Here is a 17955-nt window from a genome sequence, read left to right on the forward strand (position 1 = left end):
ACCCCGGGGGCACTGATGGCATGCTGAAGGGATGCCCGGTCTCTATGTGCTTCCTTCCAGCTGGCTGCTGAACGCGCCCCCGGAGTCGGTCTGGGAGATCGTCGCCAGCCCGGATATGAGCTGGCCGCGGTGGTGGCCCGGCTGCACACTCCAGGACCTGGCTACGGACACCGCGTCCGCAGATCCAACAGCACAGCTGCTGGCCACCACCGTCCGCCTGCAGTTCCGCGCCTCCCTGGGTTACCGGCTGTCCATCACCATTAAGCCCACCACCGCTGTCCAGCCCAAGATCATTGAGTTCGACGCCGGCGGAGACTTGGTGGGCACCGGCCGGATCCGGTTGTTCCCGGTCGCGGCCCCGGAAGCCGGCATGCCGGCCGAGCAGACCCGGATGGACATCGACTGGAAGGTCCGCCCCACCCTGCGCTGGATGCGGATACTGACCCCGGTGGCCCGGCCGGCGTTTACCGCCGCCCATGCGCTGCTGATGAAGCAGGGCGAACGGGGCCTGTGCCGGGAGCTGGCTCAGGCAACGCGCCGGGGCCTGCCAAACAGGGTCCGCACCCCCGCCGAATAATGCACTGTGTCCGGCGGACCTTCCACGGGAAGCCCGGCGGCCGGCACCAGCTCGTCGTGGAGGTGGGTCAGCCGGGCCGGATGCAGCGGCCACGGCCGGTGCGAGATGGGAATAAACACTGTCCTGCCCGCCAGGACGGCGTGCAGTCCGAACCGCGCGGTCAGCAGGATGGACAGGTCATCGTCAGCCTGCCGGGCCTCATCCGGAACCACGGCGAAGGACGAGCGGGCCTGCCGGCCGAACCGCTCGACGTCGTACCCAAGGGCCCAGCCGGACCGCGTGGGGCGGCAGAGGGACCAGACGTACGGGATATGCAGTGCGCGGGCGGCCAGTACCGGGACGAGCCGGGAGGCGTCCAGGCTCAGGAACAGCACCCCGCGGCTTCCGTCGCGGCCGCGTGAATACAGGCGCACGTTGACCTCGGTGAAGGAACCGAAAAAGGGAACCGGGACCCCGGCAATCCCGGTCTCCGGCGCCCGGAAGCCAATGAGTCCCACCCAGGTGGAGCCGTGGAACACGTCGGGCTCGACACCTGGCGGCATATACGGGGCAGCCAGGGACGGATCAATGCGCCAGTGCAGGAAGACAGCCGCGGACCAGGTCTGGGCCATGAGCACGGGCGGGGTTACCCGTGGTCCGGCAGGCCAGGGATTACGGCTGCCGTGGACGTGCGCATCCATGGCGTCAACGTAACAGCGCCCCCGCCGGGCGGAAAGGGCTAGACCGCTGTGTCCGGCCGTTCTTCGCCGAAGCGTTCCACGGCTGTCTTCTTCCGGATCCGGTCCAGCCGGTTGATCAGCGGCGCCGCCGTAATTCCGTGCAGCACGATCGACGACGCCACCACCAGGCCGAGCAGTCCCCAAAGCTGTTCCGCTCCGTCGAAGTGTCCCTTGCCCAGTGCGTAGCCCAGGTAGTACAGGGAGCCGATCCCGCGGACGCCGAAGAAGGCAATGGCCATCCGTTCGCGGGGGCCCGGCTTGCCGCCCAGCAGCCCCAGCCATCCGGCGAGGGGTCGGACAACGAGCAGGAATGCGGCGGCGACCACGACTTCGCGCCAGCCGACGCCGGACAGCAGTCCGCGGGCAATGGCCCCGCCGAGCAGCAGGAGTAGGACGACGGTCAGCAGGCGCTCCAGCTGCTCAACGTAACTGTGCAGCACCCGGTGGTAACCATGCGTCCGTTCCGCGGTGCGGATGGTGACTGCACAGACAAAGACAGCCACAAAACCGTAGCCGTCCAGCATTTCCGTGACTCCATAGGCAAGGAAGGTGGCCGCCAGGGCCACAAAGCCCTCGGAATGGTTGGACAGGCGGATGCTTTCCAACGGTGCGGAGAAGAAGAGCCGGCTCAGGACCTTGCCGGTAAGGAATCCGAGGAGGACGCCCATCCCGATCCGCCAGAAGACATCCACGGCAATCCAGTGCGGGAACCAATCCGACGGTGCGGTCCCGACCAGGCTCATGCCGATGGCGAGGTAGACGAAGGGGAAAGCCAGGCCGTCGTTCAGTCCGGCTTCGGAGGTCAGGCCAAAGCGCACCTCGTCCTCGGCTTCGCCTTCGGAGTCCTCCTCCTCGTCGTCGGCCGGTTCGCCTACCTGGACCTCGGAGGCGAGGACCGGATCGGTCGGGGCCAGGGCGGCTGCCAGCAGGATGGCCGCCGCGAGCCCGACGCCGAGGACCCAGAGATTCAGCAGGGTCAGGCCCAGCAGGCTCAGCGGCATGGCAATGCCCAGCATCCGCCAGGTGGTGGACCACCGCCGCCACCCCAACGGACGGTCCAGGGCCAGGCCCGCACCCATCAGCGAAATGATCACGCACACCTCGGTCAGGTGCGTGGTGAATTCTCCATAGCGCACCGGATCCGGGTCGGGCAGGTCCTTCAGGAGGCTGAACGCGAGGATCCCCGCCCCAAGGAACACCATGGGCATGGAAACCGGCACGTTGCGCAGCACCTTGGGCAGCACGGCGGCAAGGAAGACTGCAAGGCCGGCTGCGGAGAATACGAGGCTGGGTCCGTCAAACACCCCCCGACAGTACCGGCGGACCAGGCGCCCCAACAGGTGCCGCGCCGAATCCGCGTTGGCGCCTTAGGCCTCGCGGATGTCGACCTGCCCCGGCTGTGCCCCCTCGGCGCCGAACACCAGCCACCGGGTGGCGATCTTTTCGGTGAAGAACCGGTCATGGCTGACCACAATGACGGCTCCGGGGAAATGCAGCAGGGCGCGTTCCATGACCTGCGTGCTGGACATGTCCAGGTGGTTCGTGGGCTCGTCCAGCAGCAGGACCGGCGCACCGGAAAGCAGGCACTGGGCCATGGCCACCCGGGCACGCTGCCCGCCGGAGAGATTACCGATCTTGGAGGTCAGGTCCGCTTCGGAGAACTGGAACATGGTCAGGAACCGGTTCACGGATTTTTTCGTGGCGCTGAACGCCAGGGATCCCGGCAGCGAGTTCACCGCATGGGTGACGGTATCGGCGTCGTCGAGCTCGGCCAGCATTTGGTTGTAGGAAACCATGGCTGGCCCCTTGGGCCAGGTGACATCGCCGGAGTCCGGCTTTTCCTCGCCGGTAAGCACGCGCAGCAGTGTGGTCTTGCCGCTGCCGTTCGTGCCCGTGACGGCGATGCGGTCGCCTTTGTTGACTTCGAAGCTCAGGTCCTCGAAGAGCACCTTGTCCCCGTAGGACTTGGACACGCCGCGGACCCGGCCCAGGACGTCCTTCACATGCAGTCCGTCATAGATGCCGGTGATGATCTCGTCCACCGGACGCGGCGCACGGGATTTCTTGATCCGGGCCAGCTGGGTGCTCAGCCGTCCACCGGCCTTGGCTGCCTCGCGCCGGTCCGCAATGCCTTCGGCTTCAAACGCCAGCAGCTCCGCCTCGTGGACAAACTGCGCCTGGAGGTTCTTCAGCCGGAACTGCTTCTGCACCACGTACTCGGCGAAGTTGCCCGGGTACTCGTGCAGGTGGAAGTTCTCCACTTCCACGATGCGGGTAACGACGGCGTCCAGGAACTTCCGGTCGTGCGAAACGATGATCGCCGCACCCCGGAAGTCGCGGAACCATCCCTCTAGCCATTCGACGCCGGCAACGTCCAGGTAGTTGGTCGGTTCATCGAGCAGGAGGACGTCAGGCTGTTCGAGCAGGATTTTTGCCAGGGCGGCGCGGTTCCGCCAGCCGCCGGACAGGGCGTCGATGGGGCAGACGCGGTGTGCGTCGGTGAAACCGAGCGTGGTGAGCACCGAATCGATGCGGCGCGGGTAGTCCCAGCCGTCCAGGCGGTCCATGGTCTCGAACAGTTCCGACTGGCGCCGGATCAGCCGGTCCATTTCCTTGTCGGCCGGACCGGAGGCAATGGTTTCGTCAATGCCGGCCAGCTCGGCCTCGACGTCCTTGATCTCCGTGAAGACGGAGTCCAGGACGTCCGCGATGCTGGCCTGTCCATCCAGTTCCGAGAACTGGGAGAAGTAGCCGATCTTCACACCCGGTTCCACCGTCACCGTGCCGGAATCGGGCTGCACCTGGTCCAGGACGAGTTTCAGGATGGTGGACTTACCGGAGCCGTTCCGGCCGATCAGGCCGATCCGGTCCTTGGGTTCGAGCCGCAGGAAGGCTTCACGCAGGACCTGCTTGTTCTCGAAGGAAGTGTTGACGTCCTGCAGCCGGATCAGGCTCATGGTGTCCTCTCAAAGGGGTTGGTTTTCCTCGCCCCGCGGGACAACGACCACTCATCCTACCGGCTGGCTGCAGCCGGCCGGCCTAGCTGTGGTGCGGCGTCGCCTAGCTGCAGAAGGTGTAGCTGCCCTCGGTGCGGCGGTTGGTGTAGCTGGAGGTGTCGACGTAGCTGCCCAGGGTGCGGGGACGGGTGACGGCGCGGCGGCCCGTGGAGACGTAGGTTCCCTCGGCGCGCAGGGTTCCCTGCGGGTGGTCGTAGCGGGTGGTGTAGCTGCCGCGGGGACGGGGCAGGGCTGCCGGAGCAGCAGCTGCGGACTGTACAGCCGGGGTACGGCCGGTGGACACGTTGTGCGTGGGGGCGGCGGCGGTTCGGTTGATCAAGGTGGTCATGGTGTCTCCTCAGTTGACGCTAGCGGTGAGACTCGGGCCACGGCGGCATGGTTTTGGGCAGCGTTGAGCCCGGTTTGGTATGTCGCCGTTGAATGGTGCCCGCCTGGGGTGTGGGCGGTGGTGCGCTCCTAGCGGGCGGAGGAATCCGCCTGCTGTGCGCAGGTGCTGCAGATGCCGCTGAAGGTTACTTCCGCGGCCAGGATGGTAAAGCCGGAATCGTCTGATGGGGTCAGGCACGGTGCCTGGCCGATCACGCAGTCGACGTCCTTGATCGCTCCACAGCGGATGCAGACCAGATGGTGGTGGTTGTCCCCCACCCTCGACTCGTACAGTGCCGGCGAACCCGGGGGCTCAACGCGGCGGGCCAGTCCAGCCTCGGTGAAGGCGGACAGGATGCCGTAGACGGCCTGGGCGGAAATGCCCGGCAGTTCCGATCGAACGGAAGCCAGGAGGCTGTCGGCGCTGGAGTGCGGCGCCTGCTGCAGTGCTGCCAGGACGGCAACCCGCTGTGACGTGGACTTCAGCCCCGCTGACCGGATGTCTCCGGCCAGGGTTTGTGCTGTATCCGCCGCTTCCTGCATAACAAAAAGCCTAACAGTTGTTTTGATTGCCTCAAGACAACTAGGGCCCTTTTGGGCTGTGATTCCGGACGCTGTAATTCCCTACACTGTGATAGCCGCCGCGCAACGCCATTGACGCCGGCGAATCCCCCTTAGTTCCCTTGGGTACCGAATGCTTAGCAACAAAAGGAGCCGGAATGCGGAAGTCTTCAGCAGCAGTTTGGGACGTTGTACGTGCCGAGCGGCGGCGCCTCGCCGCGGACCTGGCCCCGCTGCCTGCCGAACAGTGGGAGGTACCCTCGCTCTGTCCCGGGTGGAGCGTCCACGACGTCCTCGCCCACCTTGTGGATACGGCACGCACCGGCAAGATCGGGTTCGTCCGCGGCATGGTTGGCGCACGTCTTGATTTCGACCGCATGAACCACCGCGGGGTCCTCCGGGAAAAGCGTCAGGACCCGCAGGACACCCTGCGCGCACTGAGGGACGTGTCGGAACTGACCCGGACGCCGCCGGCCAACCTGGCCACCCGGCTCGTCGAGGCAATCGTGCACGGCGAGGACATCCGCCGGCCCCTCGGCCTCAGCGGAAGCTATCCGGAACCCGCTGTGCTCCGGGCCCTTGCCTACCAGCTCCGCACCCCGGGCGCTTTTGGCGGAGGGCGTGAGCGGGCGGCGGGGCTGCGGCTGGTCGACCGCCGCACCGGGACTGCGTGGGGTACCGGCACGACGGTCGAAGCCGATGCATTGGACCTGCTGCTCGCCGTGTCCGGGCGCCCCGTGGAGCCCGTCCTGCCCACATAGGGGACGATGGGGAGGGAAAGCACCACATCACCGTAAGGACGAGGACCATGGGCACTTTGAAGGAACAGCTGCAGTCGGACATGAAGACCCACATGAAAGCGGGCAACCGGACGGCGCTGACTACCGTGCGCAATGTGCTGGGCGAAATCACCACCCGGGAGAAGTCGGGCAAGACGCCGGTGGAGCTCGACGACGTACAGGTCGTCTCCCTGCTGCAGAAAGAAGCCGCCAAACGGCGTGACACCGCAAAGATCTATACGGAGGCCGGCGAAGCTGACCGCGCCGCCGCCGAGGTCGCCGAGGCCGAGATCATCGAAGCCTACCTGCCCGCTCCCCTGACCCGGGCCGACGTCGAAACCATTGTGGACGAGGCCATCGCTGACCTGCGGGCCGATGGCGAAGAACCCACGATGCGGCAGATGGGACAGGTCATGAAGCCGGTAACCGCCAAGGTGGCAGGCCGTTTTGACGGCAAGGCAGTGAGCGAAATCGTGCGGTCCCGCCTGGCCTGACCGGAGCGCGGCACCCCACTGTTACTCTGGTTGCTGAACGCTCATTCTGCCCACCATCGGAGGTACAGGTGCCTGCAACCGGCACGGGCCAGCGCCTGTTGGATTCCGCCACGGAAGCCTTCGCAGCCAAGGGGTTCCACGGCACCACCACCCGGGACATTGCGACGGCGGCCGGGGTCACCCCGGGCGCCGTCTATGTGCACCACCGCTCCAAGGAAGAGCTGCTGTTCAGCATTTCGCTGCACGGGCACGAGCGCACCCTGGCCCTGGTCCGCTCCGGTGCCGCATCAAGCAGCGATCCCGTGCAGCAGATTGAAACCATGGTCCGCGACTTCGTTCAGTGGCAGGCGGCCAACCGTACTAAGTCCAGCGTGGTGAACTTCGAGCTGGCCGCCCTTACGGAGGACCACCGCGCCGAGGTGCTGAAGATCCGCCGGGCTGTCGACGCGGAGTTCCGGGCCGTCGTCGACCGCGGACGGCAGGAAGGCCGGTTCGACGTCGAGGACACCGGACTTGCGGTCCTGGCCCTGCTTTCCCTCTGCGTGGATGTAGCGCGCTGGTACCGCGGCGACGGCCGGCTGACCGCTGCCGGCATCGGCCTGCACCACAGCCGGCTTGCTTTGCGGATGCTGGGCGCCGTGCCGGCGCAGTCGTCCTGACACACCTGTTGTAAGCCGGGGGCCGGCGGCATACTGGAAGCCGGACCCTCTGGATCGAGGTACAGCATGGCGGAACTGACAACACTGGTGAGTGGAATCGGCATGGGTGAATCGGCCCGCTGGCATGCCGGTGAACTCTGGTTCGCGGACTGGACGGCGGGAACTATCTCGGCGCTGGACTCTGGCGGCAACGTCCGGCGGGTATCGGCCGTGCCGTCGTTCCCCATCAGTTTCGACTGGCTGCCGGACGGACGGATGGTTGTGGTCTCCGGAACGGACGGCACCGTCCTGCTGGAGGTACCCAATGCCGGGCTGGTCCCGCACACGGACCTGGCGGGGATCTCGGACTATCCGTGGAACGAAATTGCCGTGCATCCCTCCGGCAACATCTACGTCAACGGCATTGGCTATGACTATTCCAGTGCCGCGCAGGCCAGCGGCATCATTGCGCTCATCCGGCCGGACGGCTCCGTGGACCAGGTGGCGGACGGCCTGGCATTCCCCAACGGCATGCTCGTTTCCGACGACGGCGGCACACTGGTGGTCGCCGAGTCCAACGCCGGCCGCCTGGCGTCCTTTGCTATCAGCGGCGACGGCAGCCTCACGCCCGACGGGGAGTGGGCGGGGGTCTCCGGCAGCGCGCCGGACGGCATCTGCTGGGACGGCGCGGGCGGGATCTGGTTCGCCGAGGTCCCCGGCGAACGCTGCGTCCACGTCCGGGAAGGGGGAACCGTACTCGATACGGTCCAGCTGGACCGCGGCTGCTTCTCCTGTGCCACCGGCGGCGAGGACGGCGGCCTGCTGTTTATGATGGCCGCCCAGTGGCCCGAGGTGCTGGACCCCGAAGCCGGCAATACCGGCCAGGTGCTGGGGCTGCGGGTCCGCTAGCCCCTGCACCTGTCCGTTACTGCCACTTCAAGCCACTGCTAGGCGAACGCGGACAGGCCCGTGATGTGGCGGCCCAGGATCAAGGACTGCATGGAGTCGGTGCCCTCATAGGTGAACACCACCTCCATGTCGGTCAGGTGCCGGGCCACGTGGTTTTCCAGGAGCAGGCCGTTGCCGCCCATAATGTCGCGGGCCTCCGAGCAGACCCAGCGGCCCTGCCGGGCGGCGAACATCTTGGCCATCGACGCCATGGGTCCGGTCATCTTCCCCTGGTCGCCGAGCTCGTTGAGGCGGAAGCAGGTCAGCTTGATCGCGGTGACCTGCGCAAGCATGTTCGCCAGCTTGTTCTGCACCAGCTGGAACCCGGCAATGGGCCGGCCGAACTGCATCCGGTCCTTGGCATAGGCCACGGCAATCTCGTACGCGGCCACCGCATGTCCGAGCGCTTCCCAGGCGACTCCCCCGCGGGTCGCGGCCAGCACCTTGTTGACGTCCTTGAATGAGTTGCAGTTGGCGAGGCGGTTTTCGGCGGGAATGCGGAGGTCCTCGATGACGATGTCCGGCTGCAGGACCGCCCGCTTGCCGATCTTGCCCGTGATCACGTCAGCCCGGTAGCCGGCGGGGTGGTTGCCGTCGGCGTCCTTTTCCATCACGAAGGCCTTGACTGCGCCGTCGGCTTCGTCGCGGGCATAGATGATCACGATGTCGGCGAAGCTGGCGTTGCCGATCCACCGCTTGTTGCCGTTGAGCACGTACGAATCACCGTCGCGGCGGGCGCTGGTTTCGAGGGACACCGAATCGGATCCGTGGCTGGGCTCCGTGAGGGCGAACGCACCGATTTTCTCGAACCTCGCCATGGCCGGCAGCCAGCGCTGTTTCTGCTCCTCGCTGCCCAGCATGTCGATGCTGCCCATGGCCAGGCCGGAGTGCACACCGAAGAACGTGTTGATGGAACCGTCGCCCCGGGCAAGTTCGGCAGCCGCGGTGGAGGCGGCCATGCGGCTCATGCCCGGGCAGCCGTACCCCTTGATCGTGCCGCCGGCAATGTTCAGTGCCGCCAGCTTGGGCACCAACTCGTACGGAACCTCGGCCCGCTCCCAGTAGTCGTTGATGACCGGCAGCAGATCGTTGTCGACGAACGCCCGGACACGATCCCGCACGTCACGGGCCTCGTCGTCCAGGAGTTCATCGAGGAGGTAGAGGTCGGCGTCGACGTCGGCCACCGCGGTGGGGTCGAAGGCCGGGCGCGCGGATTGGGTGACGGTCATGGAGACTCCTGACGGAAGGACTAACTAATCGTTCAGTTAGTATGACCCCCGTCACACCGTCGGTCAATGGGGGCACGTCTCCCCCGGCGGGTTGAGCCGTGGCGGGGATCTTCCTTCTGCGATGATCTTCCCCATGACGGACTTTCGCCTGGCCTGGCTGACCACACCGGAAATGGTCGACAGCCGGCTGCAGGTACAGCTCCGCAGGTGCTGGTACGAAGTGGCCAATGCCGGTGGTGCCGTAGGCTTCCCGTTCCTTCCGGTGCCGGAAGAGCAGGTCCTTTCGGCCGTGGACTCACTGGTCAGGTCTCTCGGGGAACCCGAGAACCGCCTCCTGGTTGCCACAGTTGAGCGCAGGCTGGCCGGATGGCTGCTCCTGGCGGGTAATGCCGGGGCTTTGACCGCACACTGGGCGCGGATCTCCCGGCTGCAGACCGCACTTCCGTTCCGCGGAGCCGGGATCGGGCGCGCGCTGATGTCGGAAGCCGCCCGGGCAGCGGCGGAGGACTTTGGCCTGGAACAGCTGCATCTTGAAGCACGCGGCGGCGTGGGCCTGGAAGACTTTTACCGTTCCAGCGGCTGGCAGGAGGTGGGCCGCCGCCGGGATGCGCTACGGCTTCCCGGCGGCGACCGTGACGAGGTGCTGATGTCCCTGTCGCTGACCTCCTGAGACGGTCCTAGTGGATGGCCACGCCTTCGGGCAGCTCGTTGGTGGGACGGCGGACGAAGAACGCCGCCGCGACAGCCACCAGTGAAACAACGGCTCCCCAGAAGAACGCCGTGTGGACGCCCGAAGCGGCAGCGGAGACCGCTGACGCGCCGTCGGCCAGGGCCGCCGTCGTACCCGTGGTCATCAGCGTGACGAAGACGGCGGTGCCCGCAGCGCCGGCAAGCTGCTGGAGCGTGTTGATGATCGCGCTGCCGTGGGAGTAGAGCGACTTATCCAGCGAGCCCAGGGCCGAGGTGAACAGCGGGGTGAAGATGAACCCCAGCCCGGCATTGAGCAGGCAGTGCAGCAGGATGACCAGGCCGACGGGGGTTTCATCGGTCAGCAGGGTCATCCCCCACAGGGCGCCGCTGAGCACCAGTGCCCCGGGGATCACGAGCGGACGGGGTCCGAAACGGTCAAAGAGGTTGCCGACGATCGGCGAAAGGATGGCCATCACGGCACCGCCGGGAAGCAGCAGCAGCCCGGTGGAGAGCGTGTCCAGTCCCAGGACGTTCTGCAGGTAGAGGGGCAGGACAATCAGGCAGCCGAAGAGCGCCATCATGGACACCAGAACCATAACGATGGCCACAACAAAGGGCTTGCTGGTGAACGTGCGCAGGTCCATCAGGGCACGGTCGGTGCGCTGGAGCACCAGCTGGCGCAGTACGAAACCGGCCATGGCCAGGACGCCGGCGGTCAGCGGGATCCACAGCGGCATCAGTTCCTTGCCCTGGGCTGCCTCACCGATGCTGCTCAGGCCGAAGATCAGGCCGCCGAAGGCGAAGGTGGACAGCACGATGGAGAGCACGTCGAACGGCACGCGCTTGGTCTCGGTGAGGTTCCGGATCTTCAGCCCGCCCAGGCCCAGGGACAGCAGGGCAATGGGCAGGACGAGCCAGAACATCCAGCGCCAGTCCAGGGCGTTGAGGATGATGCCGGAAACCGTGGGGCCGATGGCCGGCGCCACCGCGATGACGATGGAAATGGTGCCCATCATCTGGCCGCGGCGGTGGGCCGGAACGGCGTTCAGGACGGTGGTCATCAGCAGCGGCAGCATGATGGCGGTGCCGCTGGCCTGGATGATCCGGCCGCCCAGCAGGGTGCCGAACCCCGGGGCAAGCGCCGCGAGCAGGGTTCCGGCGCTGAACAGCGACATGGCGGTCAGGAACAGGCCGCGCATGGAAAAGCGCTGGAGCAGGAAGCCCGTGGCGGGGATGACCACGGCCATGGTCAGCATGAAACCGGTGGTGAGCCACTGGGCGGTTCCGGCAGTAATGTTCAGATCCGCCATAAGCCTTGGCAGGGCGACGCTCATAATCGTTTCGTTCAGGATGACGACGAACGAGGAAACGAGCAGGATGCCGATGACGGTTTTGGTGCGGGGATCCAATGTGGCCGGAGCCGGCACCTTCTTGGAGCGCCGGGAGGTTCCGGCCGTAGGAACGGGTTGTGCGGAGGAGTCGATACTCAAGGAGTGGAAGTCCTATTCATGGTGCGCGGGCGCCGCAGCAGTTTCGGGCGGCGCGGGGACGGTCGGCACTTCAGCGGGCCCGGCCTGCAATCCTATGCGGTGGCCGACGGCGGCCGGGATCCACCTGTCCGTTTGTCCGGCGTGTTCGACCCGAAATTCGCCAAGCGCTGAACCGCGGACCGGCTGCAGGCTAGAACCCGGTGACCAGGAGTCCAAACCCCAGCACGAACAGCACCACCATCGCGCATCCACCGGCGATGGTGGCGGCAGCGGTGAGCACCAGCACCACCCAGGGTCGCTGGAACCGGTTGCGCAGCCAGTCAAAGAACAGCGGGGCGGACAGCAGCAGCATCACCGCTGAGCCCAGGATCAGGGCCAGCAGCACCGTCGCCTGAACCGTCTCCGGGAAAATCCACAGCTGCAGGACGACGACGGAGACGGCCAGTACCGCGGCCGCGGCCGACTGCACCAGCCAGGCAACGGCAAGATGCGGCCAGGATTCCACACTGTTGCTCATGCAGAGGAAGTCTAGTGCCGTTCGGGGTGGTCCATGGTGACGGTGCGGAGATCCAGGCGGCGCAGCACCCGGTCCACGGCCTCCGGATCCATGCCGCGCTGCCGGCGGGCCTCGAGCACCTCCCGGCGGGCGGCGTCCATGGCTTCGCGCTGGACCACGTCCATGATCTCCAGGGTCGCCTTCCGGTCCAGCATCTTCTGCGAGTCGTCTTCTTCATCGCTCTGGAGCATGGAGTGCAGCGAGGCCATCCGCTTGGCCAGGGTGGCACGGCGGTCCGGCGGCAGCTGCTGGATGGCGGCCGACCGCTTCATCGTTTCGACGGCAACCCGTTCGGCCCGGAGCGCGAGTTCGCGTTCCATCCGGTCCGTCTCTTTGTGGTCATCCGGCAGCTTCAGGGCGCGCATCAGCCACGGGAGCGTCAATCCCGGCAGCACCAGGGTCACTATGAGGACCGCGCAGGCGCAGGCTACGACGAAGTTGCGTCCGGGCAGGGCGTCACCGGCGAGCGTGGTGCCCGGCAGTGCGAGGGCAAGCGCCAGGGTCGCCAAACCGCGCATACCGCACCAGGAGAGGACCAGGACTTCTTTCAGGGAGCCCGGCACATGGTTCTTTTCCGTACCGCCCATCCGGTAGATCGCCATCATCCACAGGAACCTGACCACAAGCACGGACGCGCACACGGCAAGGATTCCGGGGATGTAGCTCAGCAGTTCGGTTCCTTCGGCCTTGATGATGTACCGCATTTCGATTCCCACCAGGCCGAATGCCGCACCGGTAGTCAGCAGCTCCACGACGTCCCAGAAGGCCGTGCGGGTGAGGCGTTCCTCGGAATCCTGCGGGCGGGCCCGTCGGCCAAGTTCCAGTGCGGTAACAACGACGGCGACCACTCCGGAGAAGTGCACCTCTTCGGCGAGCAGGTAAACGGCAAAGGGAGCGACGAGCGTGGCGGCCGACCGGGCCACCATATTCGGCACGAACCGGTTCAGGCTGCCCACGACCCATGCCATGGCCAGACCGAGCACCACGGCACCGGCGGAGGCGAGGAGGAAGTCGGGCACCACATCCCAGCCCACGTGCCCGCCGCTGGTGCTCGCGGCGACGGCGGCCTGGAAGATGACAATGGCAATGGCGTCGTTGAAGAGGCCCTCCGTCTGCAGCACGGTGATCAGCCGCCGCGGCATCCGGACCTTCCGGGCGACTGCCTCCACTGCCACCGGATCGGGTGGTGCGACCATGGCGCCCAGGGCAATCGCGGCCGGAAGCCCGAGCGCCGGCACCAGGGCCCAGGAAACGCCGGCCACCACAGCCACCGTGACTGCCACCAATGCCACCGCCAGCAGCACCAGGGAACGCCAGCGCAGGCGGAAAACAGACCAGGAGCTGCGCTGCGCGGCTGCGAAGAGCAGCGGCGGAAGGAACAGGGGAAGGATCAGGTCCGGGTTGATGTGCACTTCGGGAATGATCGGCAGGAAAGCGATGAGCGCCGAGGAAATCAGCATCAGTACGGGGTACGGGAGCCGGATGCGTTCGCCGATCCCGGCGGCCAGGACCGTTCCAAAAAGCAGTCCGATCAGGAGTATCAGGAAATCCACCGGATCAGCCGTCTGCTCGGGGCTTGCTTCGGACTGACCGCGCCGCGTTTTCCATTGTGCCTGCCCCTGCTTCCGTGCGGATTCGTAAGTATTTCGTTAATTATTGCATTGAGTGCATCTAGCTGGGGGTAGCTCTGCACTGCGGGCGCGGCACGGCGCATCCTCCGGGGTGCGACGGGATTCATATGGAAAGGTCAGCGGGATCACGGAAAACCGGGAACCCGTAGGCCTCCTCCCGCACCCGAAAACCCGGTAAAATCGGACAGAGGTTTTCTGCGTCCAAGCCACTCCGGTGGCCAAGCGATAAAGGGCACGCCCTGCGGTGAATTGAGTTGAAGGTACCTGGTTCCGACCTTGCTGCATTGACCCCTCCGGCCACCCGGAAGGAGGTTCCGCGCTCATGACTTCCGTGTACGGATTGGTCAGGGAAACCCGTAACCCGGCAGCTGCGATGAAGGCATCGACGGACCCTGCCGCAACATATCCCGACCGGCAGCACGGTCAAGACAACCGGCAGAAGCCACCTTCCGCTACAGGTGCCGTGATCGCCTGGGATCCCGATGATCTGCCTGGAGCCCTTGATCGGCTCATTTCCGCCCACCCCGGCCATTTCTCCCACCCCGAAGCGCTGCCGGTGCGGCCTGTCCCCTTCCGGATGCATCTTCTGGACGCTGATGTTCCCAAGCCGATCCAGCTGCACCCCCGGCCGGACCAGGCCTTGGCGGGCTTTGTCCGTGAACAGACCCGCGGGGTCCCCTTGAACGCCGGGAACCGGAACTATAAGGACCGCTACGCGAAATTCGAGGTGGCGGTCGCACTCACACCCCTTCGCGTACTGTCCGGAGAGCGCAGCAGGGAAGAACTGAGGGTTATTGCCGACGGGGCGGACCTTCCATGGCTTCACGCCCTATTGACGTTCCGGCACGAGACGCCGGTGCATGCCCTGCTCCGCATGGAGTCTTCCGAGATTGCCCGTGCGCTTCGGGAAACCGAGGCTGCCATGGCCGGCGTGGCGGACGCCGTCGGTCCCGTCGCAGACGTTGCTGCCGTCTTCCGCCGGCTTGCGCCGCTTTTCCCGGGCGACCGCGGCATTCTCATAGCCATCTGCATGAACCTCATCAAGCTGGATCCCGGGCAGGCAATGGTTACCCCCGCCGGTTGCCTCCACTCTTATCTGTCCGGGCAGGCGATGGTGGTTATGGGCCTCTCGGACAATGCCCTGAAGGCAGGACTAACCAAGGATTATGTGGATATTGCGGAGCTGCAGCAGGTTCTGGGAGACGGCCAGACCGGCCCCGCACCCCTTCCAGTGGAACGCATGGACGAGTTCCAGGAGAACATTCCGCTCTGGAGTGAGGATCTGGGCCTGCGGCGTGCCGTGGTCGACGGCACAGCCGCAGCCATCCCCCTGGAGCGGTTCACCGTTGTCCTCACCGCGCTGGGCGACGCACGGGTGACGGTGGGCGATGTCAGCACCGATCTGGAACAGGGCGCCAGCATGCTCTACCTGGGCGACCCGACGACGGCGACCGTCGACGGGCACGCGCAAATCTTCATCGCTTCCCGGAGCTGAGGGCCCTGGAACGGCGCCTCGCTGCCGGCGCTGGTGCAGGGCAGCTACATCCGGACCTACATCCGGGCTTTCGTCCGGGCGGTGGCTTTCGCCGACCAGGGATCCTCGGGCCACGGGTGCCTGGGGTACCGGCCCCGCATTTCCGCCCGGACCTGGGCATAGGGTCCGGACCAGAAGGACGCCAGGTCGCCGGTGACGGCCAGGGGCCGACCCGCCGGGGACAGCAGATGGAAAAGCACCGGCACGCGGCCTTCCACCAGGCGTGGTGTTTCGGCCCAGCCGAAGCACTCCTGCAGCTTGACCGCCACCACCGGCCGGCCGCCGTCGTCCCCCGCCTCCGGGTAGTCGATGCGTATCCGTGAACCGCTGGGCACCTCCAGCCGCTCCGGCACAAGCTCACCCAGCCGCGAAGCGTCCGGCCAGGGCAGCAGCCGCCGCAGAGGTTCCAGGAGGTCGACGCTGCCGACGGACGCTCCGCGGGCCAGCGCATCCAGTTCCGGCCCCATCCAGTCCTGCATCCGGGCCAGCAGCGCAGCCTCACTGACATCCGGCCACGGCTCCCCCAGTTCCCGGTGGAGCAGGGCCAGCCGACGGCGCAGGGCGTCCGCCCCGGAGGAGAAGCCAATCAGGCCGAGCCCCCGTGCCGTCAGGGCACGGGCGACGGCGGCGCGTCCTTCCTCGGCGGACGGGCGGACCGGGGTGGAGCCCAGGAGAACCGCCCCGAGGCGGTGGTCCCGCCGGGCCGTGACCCGGCCGCCGGCGAAGTCGGCCTCCACCAGGTCCGTGACGAGGTGTTCGGCGGCGGCCTCCGCGGTAGCCAGTGTCAGCGGTGCGGCGGAACGGATCACGGCACCGGTCCCGGCGGCGTCGCGCCCTTCCGCCCGCGTGACGTCAGCGACGGCAAGCCACTCCTGACCGGTGAGGGAACTGCCCGCGGGCAGGCCGGCACGGGTTCCGGAGGTGAGCAGGTAACGCTCCTGGCCCGAACCGGGAACACGCCGCGCAACCCGGTCCGGGAACGCCAGGGCAATGACGTATCCGAGGGCTTCGCCGTTTGAAACTCCCGCCACGGCCGGCGCGGTTCCCTTCTCCCGGCGGGCCAGCTGCTCCAGCCGCCGCGCGTCTTCGGACCAGCGCCGCTCCCCCGGTTCGCGTCCGGCCCGCATTCCGGCGAGCAGGCGGGTGAGGTCGGCTCCGGGTGCACGGTTATCCCCCGAGAGCAGCGCGACCGCCTCAGCCGCCGTCCGGGCGCCCACCGCACCTGCGCCGTCGAGCAGCGCCCGCGCAAGCCGTGGATCCGCGGGGATACGGGCGAGGATCCTGCCCCGTTCGGTCGCCAGTCCCTGCGCGTCCACGGCGCCGAGTCCCTGCAGCACCGTGACGGCGTCGCGCATGGCGGCCGACGGCGGCGCGTCGGGAAGCGGCAGGCCTTCGCCGCCGGGCGAACCCCAGCAGGCCAGCACCAGCGCCGCGGCGGTGAGGTCGGCGACGGCGATTTCCGGCGTCTGGTGTGCGGGCGCTGCTCCGTAGGCCCGGTCGTCGTAGCAACGCACCACCGTGCCCGGACCGAGGCGGGCCGCGCGGCCGGCGCGCTGTTGTGCGGAGGCACGGGAACAGGACACAGTGACCAGCCCGGACATCGCGCGGGCGGCATCCCGGCGCGGCTCGCGGGCCAGTCCCGAGTCGACCACGAGCCGGACGCCCGGCACGGTCAGGGAGGACTCGGCCAGCGACGTCGACACAATGATCCGTGCGGGCTCACCATGACCCCGGCCGGAGACGGCCCGGTCCTGTTGGGCCGGAGGAATCTGTCCGTGCAGCTCCAGCACTTCGGTTCCGGACGGGACCCGGGACCGCAGCCGGTCCGCAACAACCAACACTTCCCGTGCCCCGGGCACAAACACCAGGGCGTCGATACTTGGATCGCCGGCCGCGGCCCGGGAATGGGCTGCCGCTGCGGTGTCCGCCACGTGGTCGAGGAACCCGCGGGTCACGCCGCGTTCGTCGAACCGGGGTACCGGAGCGGGTGCCCAGACGGTCTCCAGCGGGTGGAGCGCCGAAGGGCAGCCGATGACGGGGGCCGGTCCACCGCCGTCGGGCGCGCCGATCAGGGCAGCGAAGCGCGGTGCGTCCAGGGTCGCGGACATGGCGACCAGGGTCAGGTCTTCGCGCAGCTGCCGGACCTCGGTGAGCATGCCCAGCAATAGGTCGGTTTCCAGCCCGCGTTCGTGGACCTCGTCCAGGATGACTGCATCCACGTCCTCCAGGCCCGGATCGGCCAGCAGGCGGCGCAGCAGGATTCCCGGCGTCACGAACTCGACCAGTGTTTCCGGACCGGTGCGGCTTTCACCCCGGACCGTATAACCGATCCGCCCGCCGAGGGCACTGCCGTCCAAGGCTGCCAGCCGGCGGGCGGCGGAACGGACGGCTACGCGGCGGGGCTGGGTGACCACCACCCGGGGCTGCGTGCTGCTGCGTGCCAGCACATCGGCGACGAGCGGAGGGACCAGCGTGGTCTTGCCGGTTCCCGGGGGTGCCTGCACGACGGCGGTCCCGGCGCCGCCTGCGCCGGCCAGTACCGCGGCCAGCTCTTCAACCGATTCGGCGAACACCAGTCCGGCACCGATGACCGCCAGGTCGAAGGGATGGCGGAGGCCGGTTGCGGGCAGGGAGGCCGGAGAAGTCACTCTTCCATTCTGCCCCGGCGCGAACGCGGTAAAATAATAGAAGTCGCCGCACCCCTGCCCTTCCGCTTCCTTGGAGGT

General features: G+C 67.2%; 18 protein-coding genes. 8 read left to right on the forward strand and 10 right to left on the reverse strand.

Going from position 1 to position 17955, the window contains the following annotated elements:
* Positions 1-31 precede the first annotated feature (31 nt).
* Positions 32-577, forward strand: a complete 546-nt coding sequence (locus QNO10_RS07820; RefSeq protein WP_229948077.1) for an SRPBCC family protein — start codon at positions 32-34, stop codon at positions 575-577.
* On the opposite strand, the gene QNO10_RS07825 is transcribed toward QNO10_RS07820, so the two are convergent.
* The 5 genes from QNO10_RS07825 to QNO10_RS07845 all read right to left on the reverse strand — a co-directional run bounded on the left by QNO10_RS07825 (position 526) and on the right by QNO10_RS07845 (position 5222).
* Positions 526-1257, reverse strand: a complete 732-nt coding sequence (locus tag QNO10_RS07825) for a YqjF family protein (protein ID WP_229948075.1) — start codon at positions 1255-1257, stop codon at positions 526-528. The two genes, QNO10_RS07820 and QNO10_RS07825, sit on opposite strands and share 52 nt — an antisense overlap.
* Positions 1258-1295: 38 nt before the next feature.
* Complete coding sequence (locus QNO10_RS07830; protein WP_229948073.1) at positions 1296-2600, reverse strand: cation:proton antiporter; 1305 nt, start codon at positions 2598-2600, stop codon at positions 1296-1298.
* Between the two features lie 63 nt (positions 2601-2663).
* Positions 2664-4253 carry an ABC-F family ATP-binding cassette domain-containing protein gene (locus QNO10_RS07835; RefSeq protein WP_229948071.1) on the reverse strand — a complete coding sequence of 530 codons (1590 nt, stop codon included), beginning with the start codon at positions 4251-4253 and terminating at the stop codon, positions 2664-2666.
* A gap of 103 nt (positions 4254-4356) precedes the next feature.
* The gene (locus tag QNO10_RS07840) at positions 4357-4641 is read right to left on the reverse strand and encodes a hypothetical protein (protein WP_229948069.1); all 285 of its coding nucleotides are present in this window, start codon (positions 4639-4641) and stop codon (positions 4357-4359) included.
* 128 nt (positions 4642-4769) lie between these two features.
* The gene (locus tag QNO10_RS07845; protein WP_229948067.1) at positions 4770-5222 is read right to left on the reverse strand and encodes a Fur family transcriptional regulator; all 453 of its coding nucleotides are present in this window, start codon (positions 5220-5222) and stop codon (positions 4770-4772) included.
* 176 nt (positions 5223-5398) lie between these two features.
* Here QNO10_RS07845 and QNO10_RS07850 point away from each other — a divergent pair, with 176 nt between their 5' ends.
* The 4 genes from QNO10_RS07850 (at position 5399) to QNO10_RS07865 (ending at position 8060) form a co-directional block, all read left to right on the forward strand.
* Positions 5399-6001, forward strand: a complete 603-nt coding sequence (locus QNO10_RS07850) for a maleylpyruvate isomerase family mycothiol-dependent enzyme (RefSeq protein ID WP_229948065.1) — start codon at positions 5399-5401, stop codon at positions 5999-6001.
* A gap of 47 nt (positions 6002-6048) precedes the next feature.
* Positions 6049-6513, forward strand: a complete 465-nt coding sequence (locus QNO10_RS07855; protein ID WP_229948063.1) for a GatB/YqeY domain-containing protein — start codon at positions 6049-6051, stop codon at positions 6511-6513.
* Positions 6514-6581: 68 nt separating this feature from the next.
* Positions 6582-7172, forward strand: a complete 591-nt coding sequence (locus QNO10_RS07860; protein WP_229948060.1) for a TetR/AcrR family transcriptional regulator — start codon at positions 6582-6584, stop codon at positions 7170-7172.
* Between the two features lie 66 nt (positions 7173-7238).
* The gene (locus QNO10_RS07865; protein WP_229948058.1) at positions 7239-8060 is read left to right on the forward strand and encodes an SMP-30/gluconolactonase/LRE family protein; all 822 of its coding nucleotides are present in this window, start codon (positions 7239-7241) and stop codon (positions 8058-8060) included.
* 38 nt (positions 8061-8098) lie between these two features.
* Here QNO10_RS07865 and QNO10_RS07870 read toward each other — a convergent pair whose 3' ends face one another.
* Positions 8099-9328 (reverse strand): acyl-CoA dehydrogenase family protein, encoded by a 1230-nt coding sequence (locus QNO10_RS07870; RefSeq protein ID WP_229948055.1) that lies wholly within the window; start codon positions 9326-9328, stop codon positions 8099-8101.
* Between the two features lie 133 nt (positions 9329-9461).
* Between QNO10_RS07870 and QNO10_RS07875 the strand changes: the two genes are divergently transcribed.
* Positions 9462-9998: a GNAT family N-acetyltransferase gene (locus tag QNO10_RS07875; RefSeq protein WP_229948053.1), complete on the forward strand. Its 537-nt coding sequence runs from the start codon at positions 9462-9464 to the stop codon at positions 9996-9998.
* A 7-nt stretch (positions 9999-10005) separates the two neighbouring features.
* Here the strand turns inward: QNO10_RS07875 and QNO10_RS07880 are convergent, their stop codons facing one another.
* The gene (locus QNO10_RS07880) at positions 10006-11445 is read right to left on the reverse strand and encodes an MDR family MFS transporter (RefSeq protein ID WP_229948097.1); all 1440 of its coding nucleotides are present in this window, start codon (positions 11443-11445) and stop codon (positions 10006-10008) included.
* A 66-nt stretch (positions 11446-11511) separates the two neighbouring features.
* Here QNO10_RS07880 and QNO10_RS07885 point away from each other — a divergent pair, with 66 nt between their 5' ends.
* Positions 11512-11679, forward strand: a complete 168-nt coding sequence (locus QNO10_RS07885; RefSeq protein WP_229948051.1) for a hypothetical protein — start codon at positions 11512-11514, stop codon at positions 11677-11679.
* 19 nt (positions 11680-11698) lie between these two features.
* Here QNO10_RS07885 and QNO10_RS07890 read toward each other — a convergent pair whose 3' ends face one another.
* Both QNO10_RS07890 and QNO10_RS07895 read right to left on the reverse strand, forming a co-directional pair.
* Complete coding sequence (locus QNO10_RS07890) at positions 11699-12025, reverse strand: hypothetical protein (RefSeq protein ID WP_229948049.1); 327 nt, start codon at positions 12023-12025, stop codon at positions 11699-11701.
* A gap of 11 nt (positions 12026-12036) precedes the next feature.
* Positions 12037-13617 carry a Na+/H+ antiporter gene (locus QNO10_RS07895; RefSeq protein ID WP_229948046.1) on the reverse strand — a complete coding sequence of 527 codons (1581 nt, stop codon included), beginning with the start codon at positions 13615-13617 and terminating at the stop codon, positions 12037-12039.
* Between the two features lie 400 nt (positions 13618-14017).
* On the opposite strand from QNO10_RS07895, the gene QNO10_RS07900 reads away from it, so the two are divergent.
* A complete protein-coding gene (locus QNO10_RS07900) occupies positions 14018-15190 on the forward strand; it encodes a cupin domain-containing protein (RefSeq protein ID WP_229948043.1) in 1173 nt (390 codons plus the stop codon).
* Positions 15191-15246: 56 nt separating this feature from the next.
* On the opposite strand, the gene hrpB is transcribed toward QNO10_RS07900, so the two are convergent.
* The gene (gene hrpB, locus QNO10_RS07905; RefSeq protein ID WP_229948039.1) at positions 15247-17877 is read right to left on the reverse strand and encodes an ATP-dependent helicase HrpB; all 2631 of its coding nucleotides are present in this window, start codon (positions 17875-17877) and stop codon (positions 15247-15249) included.
* Between the last annotated feature and the right edge of the window lie 78 nt (positions 17878-17955).

It is taken from the genome of Arthrobacter sp. zg-Y919 (assembly GCF_030142045.1).
GTDB lineage: Bacteria > Actinomycetota > Actinomycetes > Actinomycetales > Micrococcaceae > Arthrobacter_B.